Here is a 23,036-nt window from a genome sequence, read left to right on the forward strand (position 1 = left end):
AAAAATAGCTATCAAGCTATATAATTTTTAAAAATTAGTATTTTTTCTTCTAACTAATCTATTTTTTTATTTTTAGCAGATTTTTTAAATTAGCAATTTTTTATTACGAATGCTCACGTTAAATAGTTTTTCGCAAGAATTGGGACGCTATTTATCTAGCGCACTCACTCTTGCTAGTTTTTAGTTGTAGCAGATTTTTTTCAAGATTACAAATTTTTCTAATTATTCAATGATTGATTTTTTTGATCTGTGATCTAGGTATTCCATGACTATGGTGTGAGGCCTGGCAGAAGATGCCTGCCAAGTGCGAGACAAGAACGCCGCTCGGAATTTAGCCACTTTGCGCAAAATCACTTTGAATATGGCAAAAATCGCACAGGCACAATACCTAACTCGGGTTAGCCTCAAGGATATTCGCACCCTCGTTGCTTGGGATTGCAACATGCGTAATTCGATTCTCGGCCTACCTGACAAGGGGCTTCATGCGGAAGCCCTGTTCATCACAGCCAGCGCCACCCGAAACGATTAAAAAAATGGTATGCCGACATGACAAACAGATAGATATGGCGCCAACCTTTCTTCGAGGCACCACCGCCAAAATGAACAATACGTACTGCAGGCACATAAGCAATACTGGCTATTGCCCCTGCACGCAGGCTTAAATCATAATCTTCAAAATACAGAAAATAACGCGAATCAAAACCACCTAATTTCTTTAGCACATTCGTTCGAAACATCATATAACAGCCGCTGACGATCTGCGGTGAGATGAACGTATCAATCGTTTGATCAGCTAGCTCATGCGATAATGATTTAACCTTAATTAAATCATGCAACTCATAACGTGCAAGCCGGAGTATAAATAGAGTTTGTGCTTTTTTCCACAAGAACCCGCGTACAAATAAATCCAGCACGGTTGGATAACGGCGACACAAATATTGAGTTACATTATCCTCACCCGACACATGCGGTGCGAGCAACGCAACAGCTGGATGTTTGTCGAAAAATTTCAGCGCTTGATCTAGTGCATTTTCCGCCATATCAACATCAGGATTCAAAATAAGATGGTAATCACTGGTTAAGGATTCGATGGCAAGATTATGACCTCGACCATAACCAATATTGCCGTGACCAGCAATTACTTTGCATTCAATTGCATCCTGTTTAAAAACACTAGCCCATGTATCAGAGATACAATCACTACCATTATTAACTAGCAAGACGGAAACAGACAAATTTTGACCCCGTTGCGCGCGTAAATAGGCAACTGCATAGCGCAAACTATCCAACGTGCGCTGCAACAGGATAGGGTTGGGATTGAAGGTTACTACCGATACAGATAAGCAAACATGATTTGCTGCTGATTCAATAGACCGGCGAATATGGATAGTTTCATGAACACTCATGGAAAGGATACTCCTACTTCCCCGCTTGTGATCTTTGAGGAGGAACATGCAAAAGAATCGACGTAGACCATACGTAGCCAATCAATGAAGCAAAGGTCTCAGACTCAGTATATTCAATAAGATCGAAATAAGAATTAAATTCTCTAATAAAATTGAGCTGACTAATAGGTGGCTTGCTTGTCAAACGAAGTACGCATCTTTTCCCAAGCCTCCATGTTTCTTTTAGTTTCGGTAAAGTCACCCGATCTAGATTCGAATATAAAATTGTTTCTTCCAAACCTGGCTCATATACTCCACCTCGCGATGGTATACGTAACCGCTTTTCCAAAAAATATCGCCGCAAATTATTCGTCTTTTGCATCTGCAATACTATGCTTGAATGTGTGAGCGATTGCGCATGAATACGATGCATGTAGAGTGCCTCTGTTATGTGCTTAAAGACACCTCCACGATCAGATATTTTTAATGCAATCTCCCAATCCTGGATTCCATCAAATCGAAGATTGTTTACCCCAATTTGCAAATAGCTTATTCGACGAATAACTTTGAGATGCGATGCAATCATGCCGTCCAAGAGATCGTCTCGGATGTTATTTGATGGCACAATGTGCTCATATCCGCCGTAGCTAGCTCTCCTAATTAAAGACCCAGACTCAGATATATCAAGCCGATCCGAAAAGAAATAATCAACCTCAGGATAGGTGCTAATCTCTTCAGCTATCTTTTCTAAAGCCCCTTCAATTAGAACATCATCACAATCAAGAAAAACAATAAATTTACCCCTCGCTTGGACAATAGCTTCATCCTGACTTAATAAGATGCCAATATTCCTCTGATGCGCGATGATACGCAGGTTATTGAGTTTCCCTGATAAACCCATCATAAGTTGGCGCACACGATCATCGGTTGAATAATCTTCAACGCAAATTACTTCAAAAGAAACCGAGCCCTGTACTCCCAGCGATGAAAGGCACTCTTCAAGATAATTATAGTGATTGAAAATAGGAATAATTACCGTTATTAACGGAGATTCATTTACGGTTGCCAGGCATTGGAGTTTAGCCACCAACAATTCTTGTATCGCCTGCGGCGTTTTCAGTTGATGCGGATTCAGAACAGGTAATCTTTGAGTTTTAGCAGCTTCGCGAAGCTCACAGATTTCTGTTTGATATGCCTGAAGAGACTGATAATATTGAATGAACCACGACATCGCCGCATCAAAAAATAATGGGTACGTAGCATTGACCTTCTCATCCAATTTGATAGCTGCCTTGACCCATGACCGCCCCATATTCAAATATGAGCGGCGCATACTTTGTGCATGTTGCCGATAGATTACCCCGGGAAAATGGATGTATGCCATTTTCCGTTTCAGCAAAGCTAACATACACCAGAACTGCCAATCTTCTTTTGCACATGACTCTATATCAAAATCGACAGTGTCAAAAATGCGCCGCTGAAAAAGAGCACAATGAATTGGAATCGAAAAACCCCTTTCCCATTTGAATAGAAAATCTTCAAGTGTAAGATCAAACTGAGAAATTCCTTCATCCTGCTTAGAAAAATTGACTAACCATTCATCGCCGAGGAAATAGTTACAAATCGATATATCCAGTTCATCGCACACTTGAAAATGAATCACTTGTCGTGTGATTTTCCCTGGCAACAATACATCATCTGCATCGAGCAATTGAATATATTCTCCACGCGCTTCTTTAATCCCTCTATTGCGCGCCGAAGACAAGCCCCCATTTTCCTGACTAATTACGCGGACAGTGGGGAAGTTTCTACTAACATCTCGTAGATATCTGGCTGAGTTTGGAGCCGTACTGCCATCATCCACCACAAGGATTTCTAAATTACCCTCATAAGCAGCATGAGCCGATGAAACCGACTCCATCAGATAATTAGCTTGATTAAAACAGGGAATAACGATAGAAACAAATGGCACGGTTGCCGATAGCTCGTATGCTGGCACCTTACGCCTCTGTTTTAAAAAGATAGCCTGGAATGGCTGCAACCTTCTGAATAAATTTTTCCCAGTTATGGTGCCCCTCAATCAAGGCCCTCATCTGCACTGCTTTATTTAACGCGAGCAATGGGCTTTCCTGAATTTTCCGCAGCGCAGAAATGTACTCTTTAAGGGTGGCATTTTCTGGTAAGGGAAAGCCGGTTAGCGGCGTTATCAACTCTCCTACGCCACCGACTGTTGGCGCTATGATAGGTATACCTAACGACCCAACCTCGAGTAATATATTAGGTAGCCCTTCCCATTTAGAGGTAAAAATAAAGGCGTCATAAGGGCCACCTACAAGCCACTCAGACGGAGAAGAAAATGGGCCATGAAAAGACACGTTATTTGGGAAAGTAAGCGTTACTTGATCATTGAGTACGGCATGCCCGAACACCTCAAACTCAGCAAATTCACAAACACTGGCAATTTCGAGGAAAAAATCAATGCGCTTTTCGGCATCAAGCCTTCCTGCCCATAGGATTTTCAATTTTCTACCTGGCTCAGCTTTTTCCAAATAAGAACACTGTGTCACAACACTTTTCGCTGAAACAAGAGCATCACTGCGAGCAGGGTTATAGACTGTGAGAAGTTTGGCTCGGTCAGTAATTTCAATAGAAAACTCCTTAATCGCTTGATCGACAAAGCGGGAGTTATCAGTCAAAAGTGTATTCAGTTGCGGTAAACTTTTTACAAGGAAGTTAGCTGCATATCCAATTATTTTGCCATACCGATCAAATTGCAATGCAAAAATACTCGCAATAACTTGCATGCAACAACGCAGCCTTGTGCCATGCTCAATAATGAGTTGCCATGCCACTTCACTATTAATAGTATGAAAAGCATGAGGCTTGATAGTTAGCAATAGTTGAAGCAGTGCTCTCGATTTAATTTTGTGGCTCGCAGCGTTGCCAAAAAATTCACCGAGAACGAGTACATGTATACCCTGCGCAAGCACAACGCGCGCGTCTACATCTGAGCGGTCTGTAATAACTATCAAAACCGTGCGATCAGCGCGCAATTCTCGAATAGCTTTAGCAAAATTAATGGCTGTCATTTCCGCTCCACCTGTCCCTAGGAATGGCAACGCAATGACATGACTAATTGGGCCAAATTTTTTAGCACATACAGCTAAAGAACCCATAATCTGGTCGAGCGCATCTTCAAACCCACCCCCCTGGCTTTTTTCGCTCTCTCTCGTACTACTCTGAGTCCGTACAATATGTTTCAAGGCCGCCAGCATACTTATGTTGTGCTTTCTTAGTAACACCCAAAGTATCGGGGATAACCGTTCCCGCAAACGCCATTTAATGGACGCTGGTAACGGAATCCGGTGATAAACAATTTGCGCCAGGCAAAAAAGCTTTGTACGGATTGCACTCATAACCGCCTAATTTCCCTATATCCGTAGCTCAGCAGCCTCAATTTCAACCACGCTACCATGCTCAAGTCTAAAAAACCGGTTGCAATAACTACGAATTAAATCCGTGTCATGAGAAGCAAAGACAAAGATACCGACAGATGAAATCAGCGCCTCCATCCGTTCTTTAGCCTTAACTTGAAATTCAGCGTCGCCCGTTCCAAACACCTCATCAACCAGTAAAATATCCGGCTGAGTTGAAGTCGCAACGGCAAACATTAAACGTGTCGCCATTCCCGCTGAATAAGTCCTAACGGGTAAATTTAAGAAACTCCCTAACTGAGTAAATTGCTCAATTTCATGGGTTTTCTTTTGAATTTGCGCAATCGACATGCCCATTAATACCGCGATGCGAATGATGTTTTCATAGCCGGTAAGCTCAGGATCCATGCCTGCACCCATCTCAAGCACAGTCGCCACGGAACCTTGTCGTATAATTTCGCCAGCAACCGGTGTATAAATTCCTGCCATGGTGCGCAGCATTGTGCTTTTACCCGCACCGTTATGGCCAACAAGCCCAACTGCGTCACCTTTTTTAAGCTCAAAGCTAACGTCTTTGAGCGCGGTCACAATTTGAATGTGTCCGGCCTCGCTCTCAATCCGCCCACCTGTACTCACACGCACCAGTTGATTGCGTAGCGATTGGCTGCGGCTGTTATAGATCGGATATTGAACCGTAACGTTTTTAAATACTAAGCTGGCCATAAACAACTGTCATGTATTAAGCTGTTATACCCAAAGCGCCACGCGCGTTTTTTTCTTATTAAAGAATATGAGCGTCATTGACCAGCCCAATACACACATAGCAAGATTGATATATACAACAAATAAAGATGGCGGCATACCCAATAAAGGGGCGCGCACTATTTCAATCAAATGAGAAAACGGATTAAGCCACATCAATTTCTGACTAAAAGGTAAATAATTAGGCCGGTACATCACGGGACTTAAAAACATCAAGATCGGCATAACCGCCGCCACTAAATATTCAAGGTCCCGCAATCTAGCGCCTAATAAGCCAAGCATTAAAGTAATCCAAAGTAAATTGGCTACGACCAACAACAAGCAAGGCACTACCAGCAATGAATAATAAGTGAATTTAACGTGAAATACTATAGCTACCACAAAAAAAACTGGTAAATTATGCGCCAAGTTAATTAAATGCTTCATCACCAACTGAATCGGATGAATCGAAAGCGGCAAAACTAAATTGCGAATAACCGCTGCTTGACGGCTAAATGTAGTCGGAGACTCGGTAATACAGCCCGTAATAAACTGCCAAATGATCAAGCCAGAAGTTAACGTAGGAATAAAGGTATTGCGATCAATTTTAAATAGTTCGCTCCAAATAAAGCCAAGCCCTACGGTGCCGACTGCCGTGCCTAACGTTAACCAGAATGGACCCAGCACACTACGCTTATAGCGGGCGCGGACATCGCTCCATGCCATAAAAACAATAAGCGATGCTTTTTGCATCGCTTCGCTGATATCCTGCAGTGCAGGAAAATGTTTTATATTTGAGAAGATTGCCATACAAAGTAATAAGTTGATCTATACGGAATGATTCGTTTACAACCGGAATATAGGCAATAGGTTCAGGCGCGCTTGGCCAGTGTAGGCCCTACTTGCGGCGAATATTCTGGGACCCAACGCCGCACATCGCGCCGCACTTCAGCGTCAGTTAAAATCCGGCGCTGCATCAGCCACGGCAGCACTTCATCAAGTAACCCGCTAGGGACCTCCCGGGCACGCGCGATACGCAGTTTTATATGAGGCGTTGGCAGGGTTGTCTCATCACATGCGAGCAGTTCTTCATATAATTTCTCACCAGGACGCAAGCCCGTGTATATGAGTTTAACTTGCCCATCGGCAAACCCATAAAGCCGAATTAGGTCACGCGCCAAATCAACAATCCGTACCGGTTGCCCCATATCGAGAATAAAAATCTCGCCGCCCTGCCCCATGCTTGACGCTTGCAAGACCAATTGTGACGCTTCGGGAATCGTCATAAAAAAGCGCGTAATTTCTGGATGCGTAACGGTAACGGGGCCGCCTGTAGCAATTTGCTTTTCAAATTTTTGCACAACACTGCCAGCGCTGCCCAGTACATTGCCAAAACGCACCGTCTCAAACTGCGTAAACTGAGTAGTCTGTTGTAATGCCTGACACGCCATTTCAGCCAAACGCTTACTCGCGCCCATGACATTCGTCGGATTGACCGCTTTATCAGTTGAAATCAGCACAAAATGCTTGATGCCCCAACGAATCGCTGCCCGCCCAACCCGATAGGTACCTAGCACATTATTGCGTACTGCTTGCCAGGCATTTAATTCTTCCATGAGGGGTACATGTTTATACGCCGCTGCATGAAAAACAATATACGGGGCATAGCGCTGCATGACCTGATCAAGCAATAAGGAGTCTTTTGCGTCGCCAACGATTGGCACCACGGATAGCCCAGGAAACTTGTCGCGCAACTCCTCGGTCAACGTATACATCGCATATTCGGAGAACTCAAACGCAATCAATTGCGCGGGGGCAAAACGCAAGATTTGCCGGCATAGCTCGGAACCAATCGAGCCACCCGCACCGCTCACCATCACGACTCGATCTTTGAGCAGCATTTCAACATGGGCAGTATCAATTGTAATCGGCTCTCTACCCAACAGATCTTCTAGATTAATCTGCCGGATCCGCGACAAAAAAGCTTGCCCTTGCGTAAGCGGCGTCAAGGCTGGCAACACCAGCGCACGGACCCCCGCGCGCACGCACAGAGTAGCAACCTGCCGGTGGATCTCAAGCGGCGCCGATGGCATCGCAATAATCACATGCTCGGCCTTAAGTTCAGCTGTCCAGCGCTGCAACTCACTAATCAGCCCAAGGATTTTATAACCCTGAATCTCACGACCACGCTTAGCCGGGTCATCATCGAGCAAGCCAACTAGCCGCCACTCGCTTGAACGCGTTAACTCACGCACTAGGCTCGCACCTGCGTTCCCCGCGCCCAACAGAAGCACCGGTTTACCCTGGGCAATCAGGCCACCATAACGATAAAACTCCCTTGTCGTACGATAGAGCGCCCGTGCCCCGCCCATAATCAGAAACAGAAAAACGGGGGCCACGATAAACACCGAGCGCGGTATGATCGGGTTTGGCTGCAGCATCGCCGCGCCGATCATCACAGCCAGGGTACTGGCGCCAACCGCGCGCACGATGCGCAGTAAATCCGGCAAGCTCGCAAAAACCCAGATGCCACGGTATAAGCCAAATATACGAAAAGCCAAGCCATGAATAGGTAGCGCCCAGACCAATGCCCACAGCGCACTTTCTTTAAAATCTGGCGGTACTTCGCCATTAAAGCGAATCAGATAAGCGGCCAGCCAAGCGACGACAACCGCACTCAGATCAAAGAAGAAGACAATCAAAGCAAGCCAAGTGGTCTTAAGTCGAAACATCAGCGAGTTCCTTCCCGAATATATTGAAGCCAGCGATAATCGATGCGCGCCCCCAATAAAATTAATATCAGCGCCCACACGGCAAGCCCTGTCCACTGCATGCCTACTGACACGTGCAAGCCAATCAGCGCTAAGCCCGCACTAGCCGCCATTAAGCCACACGCGACTCGGACTGGAGCCAGATGGTTGCCATTCATTTGGATCATCCGCTGATAATAATGTGTGCGATGCGCTTGCCAAAATTTCTCGCCACGCAGCAAACGCTTACATAATGTCACCGACGCATCCGCAATAAATGGCGAAAACACGAGCGCTGGAAACCAAAACGGCCAAACTTCACGCATCCAACCTAAAAAACCTAGCGCGCCAGCTAAAAAACCCAATGGCACAGATCCTGCATCTCCTAAAAATACACGTGCCGGCGACCAATTAAACACCAAAAAACCGACGGCGGCGCCTGCAACTAAGGCAGCAGCGCCCGCCAAATCAGGAGCAACTGCTGCTGCGGCCATGGCATACGCACCAAACCCAAAGAGCGCCATGCCGCCTGCTAGGCCATCAGCTCCGTCCATAAAGTTGTACAAATTGATCTGCCATAGTAGTAAAAACGAGATCAATACAAGCTGCCAACCCGCCAGCGATAGAGAAAATCCTAGCATCACCGTCAGCACGGCCAGTCCATGGGCCGCAAATCGCACCCGCGCAGAAAGACCACGCCGATCATCAAATTGCGACACGAAAGCCAGAAATAATGCAGCAAAGGCTATTGGCCACAAGGTCCGCGCCCAAAATATCATGCCTATCACGATAGTAGGCGCCATCGCCCACCCGCCAATACGGGGCGTAATCTGGGTATGTAATGAACGATGATTCGGCACATCAGGAGCAAACTGCCGGCTCTTGTCCAGCGCCAGCAAACACCGCAAAATGACCGCAACCGTCGTCGCAGCAGCTAACGCCAAACCCGGCAATTGAAACCAAATCGAGGATACGTCGAGCATATTAGATAAGGTCATATAAAATCACGCAAAATTGGCTAGGCATCCGTTCACTCTTTTTATTTTTGTCGGCGCCAACTCTGATTCATTTTACTACGGTCTCCGCAGACTCTTGATGCCAAGTTGCGGTACGCAACAATCCTGCCTCAATGGCATACGGCGGCGACCAATTTAAGGCCGTACGCACTTGCGTGATATCAAGTCTCAATGGCTGAAGCAAGCGATTGATCTGCATTGTGCGGCCCGTCAAACAGCCAAGCCAAGCGAGCCAGGGCAACGGCACGCGCCATAGCCGAGCAGGCGTGCCCAGTGCACGGCCAAGCGCCATCGCCAGTTGTGCGGTGGACAAGTCAACGCCATCGCTGACATGAAAAACCCGGTCGGCCGCAGCTGGGTGTGTGACACACTGAGCAATAACATCGGCCAGGTTTTCCACATAGATAAAACTGCGCTGGGCTTGCGCCTTACCTAACGGTAGTGGAAAACCATGGTGAATCGCACGCATAAGCTGCAGAAAATTAGCGCGTACACCCGGACCATAGACCAACGGTGGGCGCACAATCACGATTTCCATCCCCGTCTCACGACCCAGTACAATCAATGCCGTTTCAGCTTCGTATTTTGAAATGCCATAAGGATCCGTTGGCGCGGGCGTATCTTCTTCACGCCATGGTCTGCCAGGTTCCACCTCACCTAGTGCTTTGATACTGCTCACAAAGATAAAGCGTCGAGCCCCAGCACGCACCGCAGCGTGTGCAACCCGCAATGTGCCGATAACGTTAGTTGCACGAAATGCCTCTAGCGGCGCTGACGATGAATCGCGCAACAAATGCACACGAGCGGCCAGGTGAATCACTAGCTGCGGCGGTGCAGCGCCAGCCAAAGTATTTTCTATACCGGCAAAATCCGCTGCCTCATGCACCAGCTCCGGCAAAACGCTACCGCCAAGACTGGCGCGCCGCACCAGCATATTGACTGAATGCCCTTCAGTTGTAAGCCTGCGGCACACCGCACGACCAATAAAACCGTTAGCGCCAGTGACAAGAACATTCATTTATTAATTGCGCAATAAGGTGGGGAAATTATGGAGTATAAGCCCAAATTATGTTAAAACGCCTCATGTAATAGAAGCATATAAATCAACACTTAGAGGCATATAAGTCAACGCTTGCGGGGCAGCGTCTCAGTTGTTGGTAATTGCTTAATTTCTGTAATAACCTGTTGAAACTCAGCAATATCTTCAAAGCTCCGATACACTGATGCAAAACGCACATAGGCTATTTTATCGAGCTGGCGCAGTTCATTCATGACCAGTTCACCCAGCTTATCGCTATAGATTTCTCGCTCTCCTGTACTCAACAATTGATATTCGATCCGTGCAATGGCATCGTCTACCGCCTCTGCGCTGACCGGGCGTTTACGCAGCGCCAGTTGCATACTCGCAGCCAACTTATGGCGATCAAATTCGACCCGGCTACCCTCTTTTTTAACCACCGTGGGCAACGTGAGCTCGACTCGCTCATAAGTTGTAAAGCGTTTATCGCACTCAGGACAGCGCCGGCGGCGGCGAATGACAGCGCCATCCTCCGCCACGCGGGAATCAGCCACTTGGGTATCTTCATGCTGGCAGAAAGGACAGCGCATAGCGGCTTAAAGATAAACTGGAAAGCGCTTGGTCAACGCGGCGACCTGGCTCCGCACCCGTTCAAGCGTGGCACTATCATGAGGCGCATCCAACACATCGGCCACCAAATGACCCACTTGCTCAGCTTCGGCAGTTTTGAAACCACGCGTTGTCATGGCCGGAGAACCTAGACGGATACCACTTGTCACAAAGGGCTTTTCAGGGTCATTAGGAATCGCATTTTTATTCACCGTGATATGCGCCTCACCTAATGCAGCTTCGGCCACCTTACCCGTAATGTGCTTAGCACGCAGGTCAACCAGCATCACGTGACTTTCGGTACGCCCCGAAACAATCCGCAAGCCTCGTTTCACGAGTGTTTCCGCCAGCACGCGTGCATTGTCTAGCACTTGCTGCTGATATTGCTTGAATTCTGGCAACAGTGCTTCCTGAAACGCGACCGCTTTAGCACCAATCACATGCATCAACGGGCCACCTTGAATGCCCGGAAAAATAGCCGAATTAATGGCTTTCTCGTGTTCGGCTTTCATCAAGATGACACCACCGCGCGGACCACGCAAGCTCTTATGCGTAGTCGTCGTCACAAAATCGGCATGCGGCACTGGATTAGGGTAAAGACCTGCGGCAATCAACCCGGCGTAATGAGCCATGTCCACCATAAAATAAGCGCCGACCGACTTCGCGATACTCGCCAGCCGGGCAAAATCAATATGCAATGAAAATGCTGAGGCGCCGGCAATGATTAATTTTGGAGAATGTTTTTTAGCCAGTTGGGCCGCTGCTTCATAGTCGATATCTTCAGCATCATTTAACCCATAACTCACCACATTGAACCATTTACCCGACATATTGACAGGCGAACCATGCGTTAAGTGTCCGCCATGCGCCAAACTCATCCCCATAATGGTGTCGCCCGGCTTTAACATGGCAAAAAACACCCCCTGATTGGCCTGCGAGCCAGAATTAGGTTGCACATTTGCCGCCTCAGCGCCAAATAGCGTTTTGACCCGATCAAGCGCCAGTTGCTCAACCTTATCGACATATTCGCAGCCGCCGTAATAACGCTTGCCCGGATAACCTTCCGCATATTTATTCGTCAATTGCGACCCTTGCGCTGCCATCACCGCCGGGCTGGTATAGTTTTCCGATGCAATCAGCTCAATATGCGCCTCTTGCCGCTGGTCTTCTTGTTGGATTGCCTGCCATAATTCAGGATCGATACTTGCAATGGTGTACTTCGTTTTGTCAAACATGGAAATGTCTTTAATGAGTCAAGATAACTGGATCGAAAAAACCGCTTTGAAGTACAAGCGGGCAAACGTTTTGAGAGGATCAATTGATCATCTTACACAAAATTTTTGATAGTCTTTAATTATGCAGGGCTTTTCCTTTAGTAGCAAAAACCTGCCCTAAGCAAACTCAACGCTATACTATGCTCGCTATATAAAGCACTCCCCGCCTTTGCTCTACCCATCTAGAGAGCAATCTGCATAGCAAGCGGAGAAAACCTCAATCATACAATAAGGTGCACAATAAGATGATCGTACTCATTACTGGCGCTTCCGCCGGCTTTGGTCAGGCCATTGCGAAAACCTTTGCGCGTGCAGGCCATCGCATCATAGCAACCGCCCGCCGGGCTGACCGCTTACAAGCGCTAGCCGATGAAGTTGGCGAGCGCTTACTGCCGATCACGCTTGATGTACGTGACCATGACGCCATCGCCGCCCTACCTAGCTCACTGCCCCCAGCCTTTGCCGAGGTTGATGTCCTCGTCAACAATGCCGGCCTAGCGCTCGGCTTGGCGCCGGCGCAACAGGCTGACCTGAATGACTGGCAGACCGTCATAGACACGAATATCAATGGCCTGGTACGAATGACCCATGCCTTTTTGCCTGGGATGGTTGAACGTAACCGCGGCCATATCATTAATGTGAGTTCAATTGCCGCCAATTACGCCTATCCAGGCAGTAATATCTACGGCGCCAGCAAAGCTTTTGTGCGGCACTTCAGCCTCAATTTACGCGCTGACCTAGCCGGCACCGCATTACGCGTGACAGATATTCAACCCGGCTTATGCGGCGGTACCGAGTTTTCAAATGTGCGTTTTAGGGGCGATGATGAAAAAGCCGCCGCGCTCTATCAAAATGCACAGCCGTTAACAGCAGAAGATATTGCCGAATCAATCTATTGGATCGCCAACCGTCCCGCGCATGTTAACGTTAACACCATCGAACTGATGCCCGTTACGCAATCATTTAGCGCCTTAACGGTGCACCGGGAATAGCCCTCCCCCAATTCGTACGCTTACCTCACCTGCTCTTTGCGCTTTATATTATGTCTGCCACCCAAGATTTATCAATCTTTTCTCTCGTTCTGCATGCGAGCGTATTGGCGCAAGCCGTTATGGCATTACTGCTCGCGCTATCGTTAACGTCATGGACATTTATTTTCAGAAAATGGTTTGCTTTACGCAACGCGCGCGCGCAAACCGAGCGTTTTGAACATAATTTTTGGGCCGGAGGGGATTTGCAGGTGCTCTATCATAGTACCGTTGAGCACCGTCATAGCACCGGCGCGCTGGCCCGGATTTTTGAAACCGGCATGCGCGAATTCTTAAAAGCAAAAGAAAAAAATATGACTGACGCCAGCGCCATTCTAGACAACGCCCGGCGTGCAATGCGCGCGGCTTTTCAGCGCGAAATGGATGCGCTAGAAGCCAATCTCTCTTTTTTAGCTTCAGTAGGTTCTGTCAGTCCGTATATCGGCCTGCTTGGCACGGTGTGGGGCATTATGAATTCATTTCGCGGCTTAGCCAACGTCCAGCAGGCCAGCCTCGCCAACGTTGCGCCCGGCATTGCCGAAGCACTGGTCGCCACTGCGATTGGTTTATTTGCGGCCATTCCAGCAGTCGTTGCCTACAATCGCTACGCGCACGATATAGACCGGCTATCGATGCGCTTTGAAACTTTTATTGAAGAATTTTCAAATATTTTGCAACGACACACTCACGCCTAGCCTTAGGTTTGCAAATACCCTTGTTTTTAAGAGAACGCCCCAATGCCCGCCACTTCTATCCGATCTACGAGGCGTAGCCGCCGCGCCATGGCTGAGATTAATGTCGTGCCTTATATTGATGTGATGCTCGTCTTGCTTGTCATCTTTATGGTGACAGCCCCCCTGGTCGCGCCCTCAATCATCAATTTGCCAAGCGTCGGCAACGCTGCGCCCGCCCCTCATGCGCCACCTATTATCGTCAATATCCGTGCCAACGGAGAACTATCCGTACTCTATAAAAGTAGCGGTAAGATGCACGAAGACACTCTGTCCAAGACTGAGTTGGATACCTTCCTACAAAAACAGCAGCACTTAGTGCCCGAACAACCCGTGGTGATTGCAGCCGATAAAAATACCCAATATCAGACCGTGATGACCGTCATGTCCGATCTAAAAACTTGGGGTATCAAACGCGTTGGCTTATACGTTCAAGCTTCCAAATGAAACACGACACTCCATCTCCATTTCACCCACCGCGCGAGTGCGGCACCCGGCGCGCCCTGGTGTTTGCAGTGCTAACGCACGCTTTATTATTTGCCCTCTTATTTTACGGGATCAGCTGGCAAAGTAACCCGCCCGCGGGCGTCGAGGCTGAGCTATGGAGTTCAATGCCAGAAACAACGCCTGACGCTGCGCCGCCCTCCGAAGTTGCAGATAAAGCGGAGTCGGCTCTGCCTAGCCCCTCTTCCAGCCAATCTGAGCAAGCCGAGATCGCCCTCCAACAAGCCAAACGTAAGCTAGAAACGCAGCAACAGCAATTCACCCAGCTTCAGCAACAACCAGAAGCCCAAAAGATAAAAGAACGCCAACAACAGGCCGCTCAAGAAAAAAAAGCCCGAGAAGCAGAACGTAAGCAGCAGCTAGCCGAACAACAAAAAATGCTACGTGCTCAGCAACAGGCTCAAGAATTGGCCAAGCAACAACGCCAAGCACGCCTGTCAGCACTCCAAGGCATTGCGGGCCACAGCTCGTCTACCTATGGGCTAACCAGTGCCGGTAAAGACGCCGGCAGTGGCGGCCACAGCTCGCCTGGCTATGTCGATAAAGTACGACGGCATGTTAAATCGAATATGGCCTTCAACGCAGATGCAACCGATGGCAACCCACAAGCGGTGGTAGCCGTTCAATGCGCCCCCGATGGGTCGATCCTAAACGCACAAATCGTACATGCAAGCGGTAACCCCGCATGGGACGATGCGGTCTTGCGCGCAGTCCAAAAATCAGACCCTATGCCACGCGACAGCAATGGCAAAGCACCGTCTAATTTTACTTTTACGTATCGCCTGAATGATTAAGCTAAGTTTTGTCCCTCTAACCGAACTCAGAGCCCTATATGCAAACATGCAACGCTTTCGCAAAGCTAACTGCCATGCTATTTTGCTACCTGTTACCATAGACCTGTAGTTGAGACGAAATACAAACCTAAATTCATTATGAACTCAATCATCCAGCGTATTCTCAGAGCAGTGATAGCAGGCTGCTTGCTTGTCACGACCGCTACCGCCCACGCGCAACTTAAGATTGATATTACTGGCGTCGGCTCAAACTTTTTACCTATTGCCGTCGCAGCTTTTCGCGATGAAAGCGCAGCATCCCAGCAAGTTAGCGAAATTATTCGCGCCGATTTAGCGCGCAGCGGTCGGTTTTCAAACATCCATGCAGGCCTGGCGCCGATTGCCGAAACCAACATAGTTGACTTAGGCAGCTGGCGAGCAAAAGGGGCCGATGCCCTGGTGACTGGCAGCGTCACTCATTTGGCAAATGGTCATTATGAAGTGCGTTTTCGACTCTACGATACAGTCAAACAGCAGGATCTCAGCGGGCTTGCGCTCATCAGTCCAGCCAGTGAGCTGCGCCTGAGCGCCCACAAAATCGCCGACTATATTTATCAGAAATTCCTTGGCGAGCGCGGTATTTTTGCAACCCGCCTCTCCTATGTGGCACACACTGGCGGCCAGTATCAACTACAACGCGCCGACTCCGACGGGCAAAACGCACGTACCGTTCTGACCAGCTCCGAGCCCATCATTTCGCCTGCTTGGTCGCCCAATGGCACTAAAGTGGCTTATGTCTCATTTGAGCACAAAAAACCCGTTATCTATGTACAGGATTTGCTCTCAGAGCAACGTACCGCGGTTTCAAATCAAAAAGGAAGTAATAGCGCGCCCGCCTGGTCCCCCGATGGCAATCAGCTTGCCGTTGCCCTTTCACTCACTGGCAACACGCAAATTTATAGTATCCACGCCAATGGCACTGGTTTACGGCGCCTCTCAAACAGCCGCAGTATTGATACCGAGCCACGCTTTTCTGCCGATGGGCACTCTATTTATTTCACCAGTGATCGCGGCGGCGCGCCGCAAATCTACAGAATGTCAGTTCAAGGCGAAGCCACTGCCGGCGCTGCCCAGCGCATTACTTTCAAAGGTAGTGAAAACACTAGCCCGCGCCTGAGTCCAGATGGCAAGCTACTCGCGTATATTTCGCGCGTAAACGGTGCCCTCAAGCTTCATGTACAAGAAATCAGCACGGGTGAGGCGATTGCGCTAACCGACACCGACTTCGATGAATCCCCTAGCTTCTCGGCTAACGGTAAATATATTCTATATGCAACTCGCGTAGAGCAGCGTGGCGTACTCGCTGCAGTCTCTACCGATGGCCGTACACGTCAAATCCTGTCGATTAAAGATGGAAATATACGCGAGCCCTCTTGGGGACCTTTTACGGAATAAAGGGCACTACACCCATCCAAGCCAACTAAAACATAGCACGAAATATTTTTTGCTAGACCTTCAGGAGTTGAAAAAATGACGTCAAAGTTTCGCTTAGTTTTTGCCACCCTTCTCATCGGTACACTCGCTGCCTGCCAATCAGGCATAAAGCTCGCCCCCAATACGGGGAGTGAGAATAGCGCCCACGCACTTGGCACACCAGCAAATCCGGCGGACACTACGCTGACTGCGGTTGATCCGCTTAATGATCCAAACAACCCGCTTGCAAAGCGTAGTATTTATTTTGAATTTAATAGCTACATCGTTAATGGCGAATACCAATCATTCCTGCAGCAACAGGCACACTATCTTAAAAGCCATCCACAGCAATGTATTTTGATCCAAGGCAATACCGACGAGCGCGGCACCAGCGAATATAACCTTGCCCTTGGCCAAAAACGCGCAGAAGCCGTACGTCGTACCTTATCTTTGATGGGCGTGGCAGAGACTCAAATGGAAGCCGTCAGCCTAGGCAAAGAAAAACCCCAAGCCACCGAACATAATGAAAGCTCCTGGGCACAAAATCGTCGCGCAGATCTCGTCTACCAACCCTAAATGTCAATCATGACCCGCCTATCTTCTTACTTTAATTGCACTAGGCTACGCAGCGTACTCATTACTATAGGAGTGAGTACGTTACTACTAAGCGCAGCCGCACCCGCCCAGGCTGGTCTATTTGACGACGACGAAGCGCGCCGGGCTGTGCTCGATTTACGTACGCGCGCAGATAACCTGACTGACCAGTTAGCTGCCGCACAACGTACCCTCTTCAACCAAGCAAACCAACTCGAACAACTGCAACAAGAAGTCGCCGCTCTGCGCGGCCAGAACGAAACGCTAGCCAACCAGTTGATTGATATACAAAGATCCAACAAAGACTTTTACACTGATCTCGACGGGCGTTTAAAAAAACTTGAGCCGCAGCAACAGCAACAAACTGCCAATAGCATGCCAGGCGCCGTGCAACTTAGCGAGGCGGACGCCTTCAAAGCCGCGTTGGCGCTATTCCAAAAAGGTGACTTCGCTCGTGCTGCCAACGCATTCAAAGGGTTCATCTGGAAATATCCAAAAAGCGCCTATCAACCTACCGCCCGCTACTGGCTCGGCAATACCTTTTATGCACTCCGTGATTACAAACGCTCAACTGAGATGCTGCAAAGCGTAGTGAAAGAGTATCCAACCCATCCGCGTGCGCCCGATGCTTTATTTTCAATTGCACAAAATCAACTCGAACAAGGACAAAAAAACATATCGCGCAAAACTCTAAGGCAAGTGATCGCACAATACGGCAGGAGCGAGGCCGCTAAGAATGCGCAAACCAAACTAGCGCAAATACATTAAATTAAATTAAATTTTGATTGACAGACTTTAGCATTCATCAATATAATCACGTCCTTCTTTGGGTCGTTAGCTCAGCTGGTAGAGCAGCGGACTTTTAATCCGTTGGTCGCAGGTTCGAACCCCGCACGGCCTACCAAGTACCATAAGGCTTACAGCAATGTAAGCCTTATCTATTTTGTTCCGCAATTCCTAATTATTTGGTCGGAGTAACCAGCTTACCTCTGCGGTGCCGGACATACCGTTGAGTCATCTTTTCGTCAGAATATCCGAGTTGATCTTTAGCCGCCGCCATACCCTCTTTTTCTTCCTTATCCGTGCCTGCTTTGGCTCGTAAATCGCGGAATTGGAACGCCTCAATAGCAGAAACTAAATCATGCTGCCCTCGTTCTCGTGCAGCTTGCGCAGCTTTTTCACGTGCTTTGTCAAACCGAGAGCGCAACGCTAGAGCAGTCAATGCTTCCCCCTTTTCGTTGCATACCAGTGCCAGTGACCGTACTTTGCCCGGCTTTGCCGTTCTCTTAGTCAGCAGCCGACCAATCAATTGAGCCAATTGGCCTTCAATTGCAATACGCAGCCGCTTATTCGTTTTGTTTTGTTGTAACCTAATCGCTCCGTCGCAAATATCAGTCCGTGCCAGTTTGAGCACATCTGCCGGGCGTTGACCCGTTAAATAAGCCAGTTCCATCGCATCGCGAGTGGCTTCATCGGCCACCTCAAACACAGCGTGATAAGTCGCATCGTCAACATAAGTGTCACGGCCAGCTTCCTTAAAATTGCGCACACCAGCGCATGGATTAGGTTTTTCTGTAAGATCACGCTCACGCGCAAAATTCCAGATATGAGAAAACAGCGCTTTTTCCCGGTTCGCACGGACTCGCCCTTCACCGCCTTTGACCTCTCTTCCCTCTTCTCGAAGCCGATTAATAGCATCCTGTACGCGCCAGTCCAAATATTGGCGAATATGGAGTGGCTCAATATTGTCCAACGGCGCGGGCGGCACATCGAAAAATTCATACAACTTAGCCAATTCTTTAAGGTTATCTTTCTGCGTCCGCAATGCTTTTTTAGGCAGTATTTCACGCTGATAACGTTCAGCAACATATCTAAATGTAATATGCTCCTTATGGCAAACCTGATCACTCATCGTCAGTTCCGCCCATTTTTTGACCGCCATTGCATAATCGGTACCTAATGCAATCTCACGACGAGGAAACTCCCTGTGTCAAGATAATAATAGGTACCCGATTTTCTGTGTCGAGCACGCAAGCCCTGCGGCAAATTCAAATTACGGCTTGGTTTTCGGCCCATCTTATATGGCTCTCAACACCCCGGGTAGCCACCTAAGAACTGGCTTTTCGACATTTTTTTGACGCTGTTTGACATACTGGCCCTACAAAGAGCCGCTAGGCGATTTATGTGCGCTTGAACAAGCGGATCGCTATGTGTTCACCAGCCAGTACCAGCAGCAACCTCGCGCACTCGGTGGCGATTTAATCAAAGGCGAATGGTTTGCGTATTATGAAACACCGCCCCGCATTCGCTTACGTAAAATGTATGCCGATACCGCGCAAAAGACCGCTGAGCACAACGATTACAGCGTATTTGAACTGTGGGGCTTGGGAGAAGACAATCGGTTGTACTTGCTCGATTTAATCCGCGGCAAATGGCTTGCTCCCGAGTTAAAGCGTCGTGCGATTGCCTTTTGGAATAGTCACAAGGCCTATGACCATAAGACCGGCGCACCGTTAGCTCAACTGCTCGTCGAGGATAAATCTTCCGGCACAGGGCTGATTCAAGATATTCAAGCGGATGGCCATATCCCCGTTAAAGGCATTCCTCGCGGTACCGATAGACTCACCCGCATCATGGGCGTGCTGGCTTACATTGAATCAGGACGTATTGTGCTGCCTAAAAATACGCCTTGGCTAAGTGATTTTATTGCGGAGTGCGAAGCCTTCACGGCCAATAACACCCACGCACATGATGACCAAATCGATCCCATGATCGATGCGATTACGGATCTGCTGGCGAGAAATTCGGATTGGTCGGGGTGGACTTAGATGGGAAAGTGAGTGGTCAGCACTCAGGGGTTATGAAGCTCTAGGTGCATAGAGGAAAATGCCGAGTGCCAAATACCTATTGCAGTCGAATTTTTTATTTGTTTTCAGTCACCTTGTTTTGAACATTTAGGGATTCGTCTCATTAAAGATACTAGGTTGATTTGACTTATACATAATCAGGTGCTATAAACCTTTGAATGCTCAGTAGCTTAGCTAAATAGTGAAAAGCATTTGATGCTATAGGAAAGTAATTTGTTAGCAGTAGCGTTAATGAATTAGTGCACGCATCTTATTTAAGATATTAACTTTGATGCAATAATGCATGAAAATTGATATTCATTAGCGTAGTAGATCCATAAATACATAATTCAACCAATTCTATGGGAAAACTATGAAAACTCTTCGTTATCTTATCGCTCAGTTATTTGTCTCAATCGTGATGGGCAGTGCGTTTTTGGTTCCGATGACGCGTGCTTATGCTTCACCCTCAGTACCTGTAGCAGGTGCAGATTATCAGATAGTCAGCAACTCTGCTCCGTCTCATATACCAGCAGGTAAGATAGAAGTATTAGAGTTTTTCTGGTATTCCAGTCCGCACGATTATGCACTGGAACCGAAGTTGGCAACTTGGGTTAGAAGTCAAAATCCTGATATTATTTTCAAGCGCGTACCGGTAGCATTTAGCCCTAATTTTGCACCACAGCAACGGCTTTATCACGCATTGGAGACATTAGGTTACGGTGACCAAACGATGATTAAAGTCTTTGAAGAGATACAGGCCAAAAGAAATACTCTTCTTACGCCTCAAGCACAAGCAGATTTTGTTGTGCAACAGGGTGTTGATCGCCAGAAATTCTTATCGGCGTACAATGCATCGAAAACCGCAGCTGACGTGCAACGAGACAATCAATTTGTTAACCAATATGGTATCCAATCTGTACCTACGCTCGTAGTTCAAGGTCAGTACAAAACATCTCCTGCAATGACGCAAAGTCTTGATGGTACAATCCAAGTGCTGGACTTTCTGGTATCAAAAGCACGCTCAGAAACATTTGGAACGCAGTAAATGTGTTGAGTTGGATTACAGTGCGTTAATTCATATGCTTTATTAAGAACATCGTTAAAGAAAAGAATAAATAGAAAAAATTTAAGCAAAAAACGTTCGAAAAAGCCCGTAAATTCTGAGTTAAGAATGCGGGCTTTTTTTATTGGCGTTAGCTATAAAGATGGATGCTCGGCATCTCGAGTAGATTTAGGAGAGAAAGCATGAAGCCGAAACACCAAACACCCAGTTCTCATTTTACTCGAATTCACTGTTTAAGTTAAATTTAATCAAAAAAGCATAAAAATATAGTAGCGCAAGCTACACCTGCCTTGACTAGCCAGTCCACGACTCAAATCACCCAGGATAGCCTGACCAATTTGATTGCAGGCTTAATGGATGGCCGCGACAAGATGGCGTATAACCAATACGCATTGCGCAAGGTCGTTGGACGCGAAGAGCTCATCACAATGTACCGCTCAAACTGGCTCGCCCGCAAAATCGTGGATGCACCTGCTGAGGATATGACTCGGGAATGGCTGACGCTCGAGACCAAAGATGAAAGCAGTAAAGACAAACTAGAGGTCGCCGAAAAGCGTTTTAAGCTGGTTACGCTGTTAACGAACAACCTCAAATGGGGACGGCTCTTTGGCGGCTCGGCGCTGTGTATCAGTTTACATCCGCTGTTGACACTTATGAAACCGTCTTAAAATAAAGCGTTTTATGCGGTTGATTTCGCCATAAATCGAACCCTTCCAGCAGCCATTCAAATTCCTGCAAGCTCACCGTCTGCGTGGCACCATCCGCTGGCTTGGGCCAGGCAAATTTCTCCGCTTCTAAGCGCTTGAGCCATAAACAAAACCCATTGCGATGCCAGTACAATACTTTGAGCTTGTTACGCTGCCGATTGATGAACACATACAGCGCACGGCCGAACGGATTTAACTCTAACGCCTGCTCAACCAGCGCACTCAAGCCGTTGATCGCTTTCCTAAAGTCAACCGGCTCCTGGCACAGGTACACCTGATCTATGTCACAGCCCGAATGCATCAATCTCCTCCTTGGGCCGCTCGTCCAAGCGCTGCCAGCCATTCCAGCTCCGGCAGACTCGATAACTCTAGCCGCGTCCCTGAAGGCAATACCAGGCTGCAACTCCGAGACTCTTGCACCCCAACTGCCTGCGCCACACGTAGCTTGACGAATTTGCTCCCCTCGCTTGTTTCGATCCTCTCAACAACTGGCTTATTCAATTTATTGTGCCAATAATGTAAGGGTTTCACCGACAACCCGTGCTTCTTTGCATACCCACTCAACGAACATCCTTCACTTTGGGCTGCCGACAAATGTTCCTCCCAGTATTTCTTCACCGATTTCATATTCACTCCGTTTGACTTAGATCGGAGCTACTATGAAGTCTTATCCTTCAAGCTCCAAGTCTGGGGATCGTGGAGTGCTTACCATGCAACTGGCAGCTTGGCAAGCTAGGCATAGTGTAGACAAGGTTTAGCCTGTCTCAAGCGTCTTACTTGATTAGGCTGGCTGAGAATCGTGATTGATTGCTGCGGCATTTGGCGGTATCAAACCAAATTGGACAATGATCGCTCGTCGCTATGGTCGCTGGACGCCGTCAGCAGGTCAGCAAGCCGGAGAAAAGGCTACAGCGCTTTTTGCTAAAAAAATGCTGTCGGAATGCTGTCTTTCTGATCAGAAATGAGGGGTAATCAGGGGTAAAAAACAGCATCCTAAAAAATATAATCCATTGATTTTAAAGGAAATATTGGTGGAGCCGGCGTAGTCCACACATTCAGTATTTATATAACTATATAAGGCATTTTA

The 23,036-nt window shown here is 47.8% G+C and carries 24 protein-coding genes and 1 tRNA gene; 12 read left to right on the forward strand and 13 right to left on the reverse strand.

Annotated features, from left to right (window positions below; genetic code table 11):
• Positions 1 to 500 precede the first annotated feature (500 nt).
• The 10 genes from NQD60_RS06740 to glyA form a co-directional block, all read right to left on the reverse strand.
• Positions 501 to 1,406, reverse strand: coding sequence for a glycosyltransferase family 2 protein (locus NQD60_RS06740; protein ID WP_257100178.1), 906 nt, complete (start codon positions 1,404 to 1,406; stop codon positions 501 to 503).
• A gap of 13 nt (positions 1,407 to 1,419) precedes the next feature.
• Positions 1,420 to 3,384 (reverse strand): glycosyltransferase family 2 protein, encoded by a 1,965-nt coding sequence (locus NQD60_RS06745; RefSeq protein ID WP_257100179.1) that lies wholly within the window; start codon positions 3,382 to 3,384, stop codon positions 1,420 to 1,422.
• Position 3,385: 1 nt separating this feature from the next.
• Positions 3,386 to 4,801, reverse strand: a complete 1,416-nt coding sequence (locus NQD60_RS06750) for a glycosyltransferase (protein WP_257100180.1) — start codon at positions 4,799 to 4,801, stop codon at positions 3,386 to 3,388.
• 15 nt (positions 4,802 to 4,816) lie between these two features.
• The gene (locus NQD60_RS06755) at positions 4,817 to 5,542 is read right to left on the reverse strand and encodes an ABC transporter ATP-binding protein (RefSeq protein ID WP_257100181.1); all 726 of its coding nucleotides are present in this window, start codon (positions 5,540 to 5,542) and stop codon (positions 4,817 to 4,819) included.
• Between the two features lie 24 nt (positions 5,543 to 5,566).
• On the reverse strand, positions 5,567 to 6,370 hold the full coding sequence (locus tag NQD60_RS06760; protein ID WP_257100182.1) for an ABC transporter permease: 804 nt from the start codon (positions 6,368 to 6,370) through the stop codon (positions 5,567 to 5,569).
• A gap of 62 nt (positions 6,371 to 6,432) precedes the next feature.
• Positions 6,433 to 8,292, reverse strand: coding sequence for a nucleoside-diphosphate sugar epimerase/dehydratase (locus tag NQD60_RS06765; protein WP_257100183.1), 1,860 nt, complete (start codon positions 8,290 to 8,292; stop codon positions 6,433 to 6,435).
• Positions 8,292 to 9,293 (reverse strand): glycosyltransferase family 4 protein, encoded by a 1,002-nt coding sequence (locus NQD60_RS06770; RefSeq protein WP_257100184.1) that lies wholly within the window; start codon positions 9,291 to 9,293, stop codon positions 8,292 to 8,294. The genes NQD60_RS06765 and NQD60_RS06770 overlap by 1 nt, the downstream gene beginning before the upstream one ends.
• Before the next feature lie 82 nt (positions 9,294 to 9,375).
• Positions 9,376 to 10,344 carry an NAD-dependent epimerase/dehydratase family protein gene (locus NQD60_RS06775; protein ID WP_257100185.1) on the reverse strand — a complete coding sequence of 323 codons (969 nt, stop codon included), beginning with the start codon at positions 10,342 to 10,344 and terminating at the stop codon, positions 9,376 to 9,378.
• A gap of 107 nt (positions 10,345 to 10,451) precedes the next feature.
• The gene (gene nrdR / locus NQD60_RS06780) at positions 10,452 to 10,934 is read right to left on the reverse strand and encodes a transcriptional regulator NrdR (protein WP_257100186.1); all 483 of its coding nucleotides are present in this window, start codon (positions 10,932 to 10,934) and stop codon (positions 10,452 to 10,454) included.
• Between the two features lie 6 nt (positions 10,935 to 10,940).
• Complete coding sequence (glyA, locus tag NQD60_RS06785; RefSeq protein WP_257100187.1) at positions 10,941 to 12,188, reverse strand: serine hydroxymethyltransferase; 1,248 nt, start codon at positions 12,186 to 12,188, stop codon at positions 10,941 to 10,943.
• A 284-nt stretch (positions 12,189 to 12,472) separates the two neighbouring features.
• On the opposite strand from glyA, the gene NQD60_RS06790 reads away from it, so the two are divergent.
• The 8 genes from NQD60_RS06790 to NQD60_RS06825 all read left to right on the forward strand — a co-directional run bounded on the left by NQD60_RS06790 (position 12,473) and on the right by NQD60_RS06825 (position 18,234).
• Positions 12,473 to 13,219 carry an SDR family oxidoreductase gene (locus NQD60_RS06790; RefSeq protein WP_257100188.1) on the forward strand — a complete coding sequence of 249 codons (747 nt, stop codon included), beginning with the start codon at positions 12,473 to 12,475 and terminating at the stop codon, positions 13,217 to 13,219.
• Between the two features lie 50 nt (positions 13,220 to 13,269).
• A complete protein-coding gene (gene tolQ / locus NQD60_RS06795; RefSeq protein WP_257100189.1) occupies positions 13,270 to 13,950 on the forward strand; it encodes a protein TolQ in 681 nt (226 codons plus the stop codon).
• Positions 13,951 to 13,992: 42 nt separating this feature from the next.
• Positions 13,993 to 14,433 (forward strand): protein TolR, encoded by a 441-nt coding sequence (gene tolR, locus NQD60_RS06800; RefSeq protein WP_257100190.1) that lies wholly within the window; start codon positions 13,993 to 13,995, stop codon positions 14,431 to 14,433.
• Complete coding sequence (locus NQD60_RS06805) at positions 14,430 to 15,284, forward strand: cell envelope integrity protein TolA (RefSeq protein WP_257100191.1); 855 nt, start codon at positions 14,430 to 14,432, stop codon at positions 15,282 to 15,284. Before tolR ends, NQD60_RS06805 begins: the two co-directional genes overlap by 4 nt.
• A 138-nt stretch (positions 15,285 to 15,422) precedes the next feature.
• Positions 15,423 to 16,718 carry a Tol-Pal system beta propeller repeat protein TolB gene (gene tolB, locus NQD60_RS06810; RefSeq protein WP_257100192.1) on the forward strand — a complete coding sequence of 432 codons (1,296 nt, stop codon included), beginning with the start codon at positions 15,423 to 15,425 and terminating at the stop codon, positions 16,716 to 16,718.
• A gap of 75 nt (positions 16,719 to 16,793) precedes the next feature.
• Positions 16,794 to 17,312: a peptidoglycan-associated lipoprotein Pal gene (pal, locus tag NQD60_RS06815; protein WP_257100193.1), complete on the forward strand. Its 519-nt coding sequence runs from the start codon at positions 16,794 to 16,796 to the stop codon at positions 17,310 to 17,312.
• 9 nt (positions 17,313 to 17,321) lie between these two features.
• A complete protein-coding gene (ybgF, locus tag NQD60_RS06820; protein WP_257100194.1) occupies positions 17,322 to 18,098 on the forward strand; it encodes a tol-pal system protein YbgF in 777 nt (258 codons plus the stop codon).
• 60 nt (positions 18,099 to 18,158) lie between these two features.
• Positions 18,159 to 18,234: transfer RNA gene (locus NQD60_RS06825), tRNA-Lys, on the forward strand.
• A 57-nt stretch (positions 18,235 to 18,291) separates the two neighbouring features.
• Here the strand turns inward: NQD60_RS06825 and NQD60_RS06830 are convergent.
• Positions 18,292 to 19,272 (reverse strand): tyrosine-type recombinase/integrase, encoded by a 981-nt coding sequence (locus NQD60_RS06830; RefSeq protein WP_257100195.1) that lies wholly within the window; start codon positions 19,270 to 19,272, stop codon positions 18,292 to 18,294.
• A 202-nt stretch (positions 19,273 to 19,474) separates the two neighbouring features.
• Between NQD60_RS06830 and terL the strand changes: the two genes are divergently transcribed.
• From terL to NQD60_RS06845, 3 genes are all read left to right on the forward strand, one after another.
• Positions 19,475 to 20,158: a phage terminase large subunit gene (gene terL / locus NQD60_RS06835; protein ID WP_306438068.1), complete on the forward strand. Its 684-nt coding sequence runs from the start codon at positions 19,475 to 19,477 to the stop codon at positions 20,156 to 20,158.
• A gap of 391 nt (positions 20,159 to 20,549) precedes the next feature.
• Positions 20,550 to 21,224 (forward strand): thiol:disulfide interchange protein DsbA/DsbL, encoded by a 675-nt coding sequence (locus NQD60_RS06840; protein WP_257100196.1) that lies wholly within the window; start codon positions 20,550 to 20,552, stop codon positions 21,222 to 21,224.
• A 308-nt stretch (positions 21,225 to 21,532) separates the two neighbouring features.
• The gene (locus NQD60_RS06845; RefSeq protein WP_257100197.1) at positions 21,533 to 21,910 is read left to right on the forward strand and encodes a phage portal protein; all 378 of its coding nucleotides are present in this window, start codon (positions 21,533 to 21,535) and stop codon (positions 21,908 to 21,910) included.
• Here NQD60_RS06845 and tnpB read toward each other — a convergent pair.
• The gene (tnpB, locus tag NQD60_RS06850; protein WP_257100198.1) at positions 21,894 to 22,250 is read right to left on the reverse strand and encodes an IS66 family insertion sequence element accessory protein TnpB; all 357 of its coding nucleotides are present in this window, start codon (positions 22,248 to 22,250) and stop codon (positions 21,894 to 21,896) included. The genes NQD60_RS06845 and tnpB overlap by 17 nt on opposite strands.
• Positions 22,250 to 22,576, reverse strand: a complete 327-nt coding sequence (locus tag NQD60_RS06855; RefSeq protein WP_257100199.1) for a hypothetical protein — start codon at positions 22,574 to 22,576, stop codon at positions 22,250 to 22,252. The genes tnpB and NQD60_RS06855 overlap by 1 nt, the downstream gene beginning before the upstream one ends.
• A 176-nt stretch (positions 22,577 to 22,752) precedes the next feature.
• Between NQD60_RS06855 and NQD60_RS06860 the strand changes: the two genes are divergently transcribed.
• The gene (locus tag NQD60_RS06860) at positions 22,753 to 22,914 is read left to right on the forward strand and encodes a hypothetical protein (RefSeq protein WP_257100200.1); all 162 of its coding nucleotides are present in this window, start codon (positions 22,753 to 22,755) and stop codon (positions 22,912 to 22,914) included.
• Positions 22,915 to 23,036 lie beyond the last annotated feature (122 nt).

The organism is Mycoavidus sp. SF9855 (genome assembly GCF_024582735.1).
Classification (GTDB): Bacteria; Pseudomonadota; Gammaproteobacteria; order Burkholderiales; family Burkholderiaceae; genus Mycoavidus.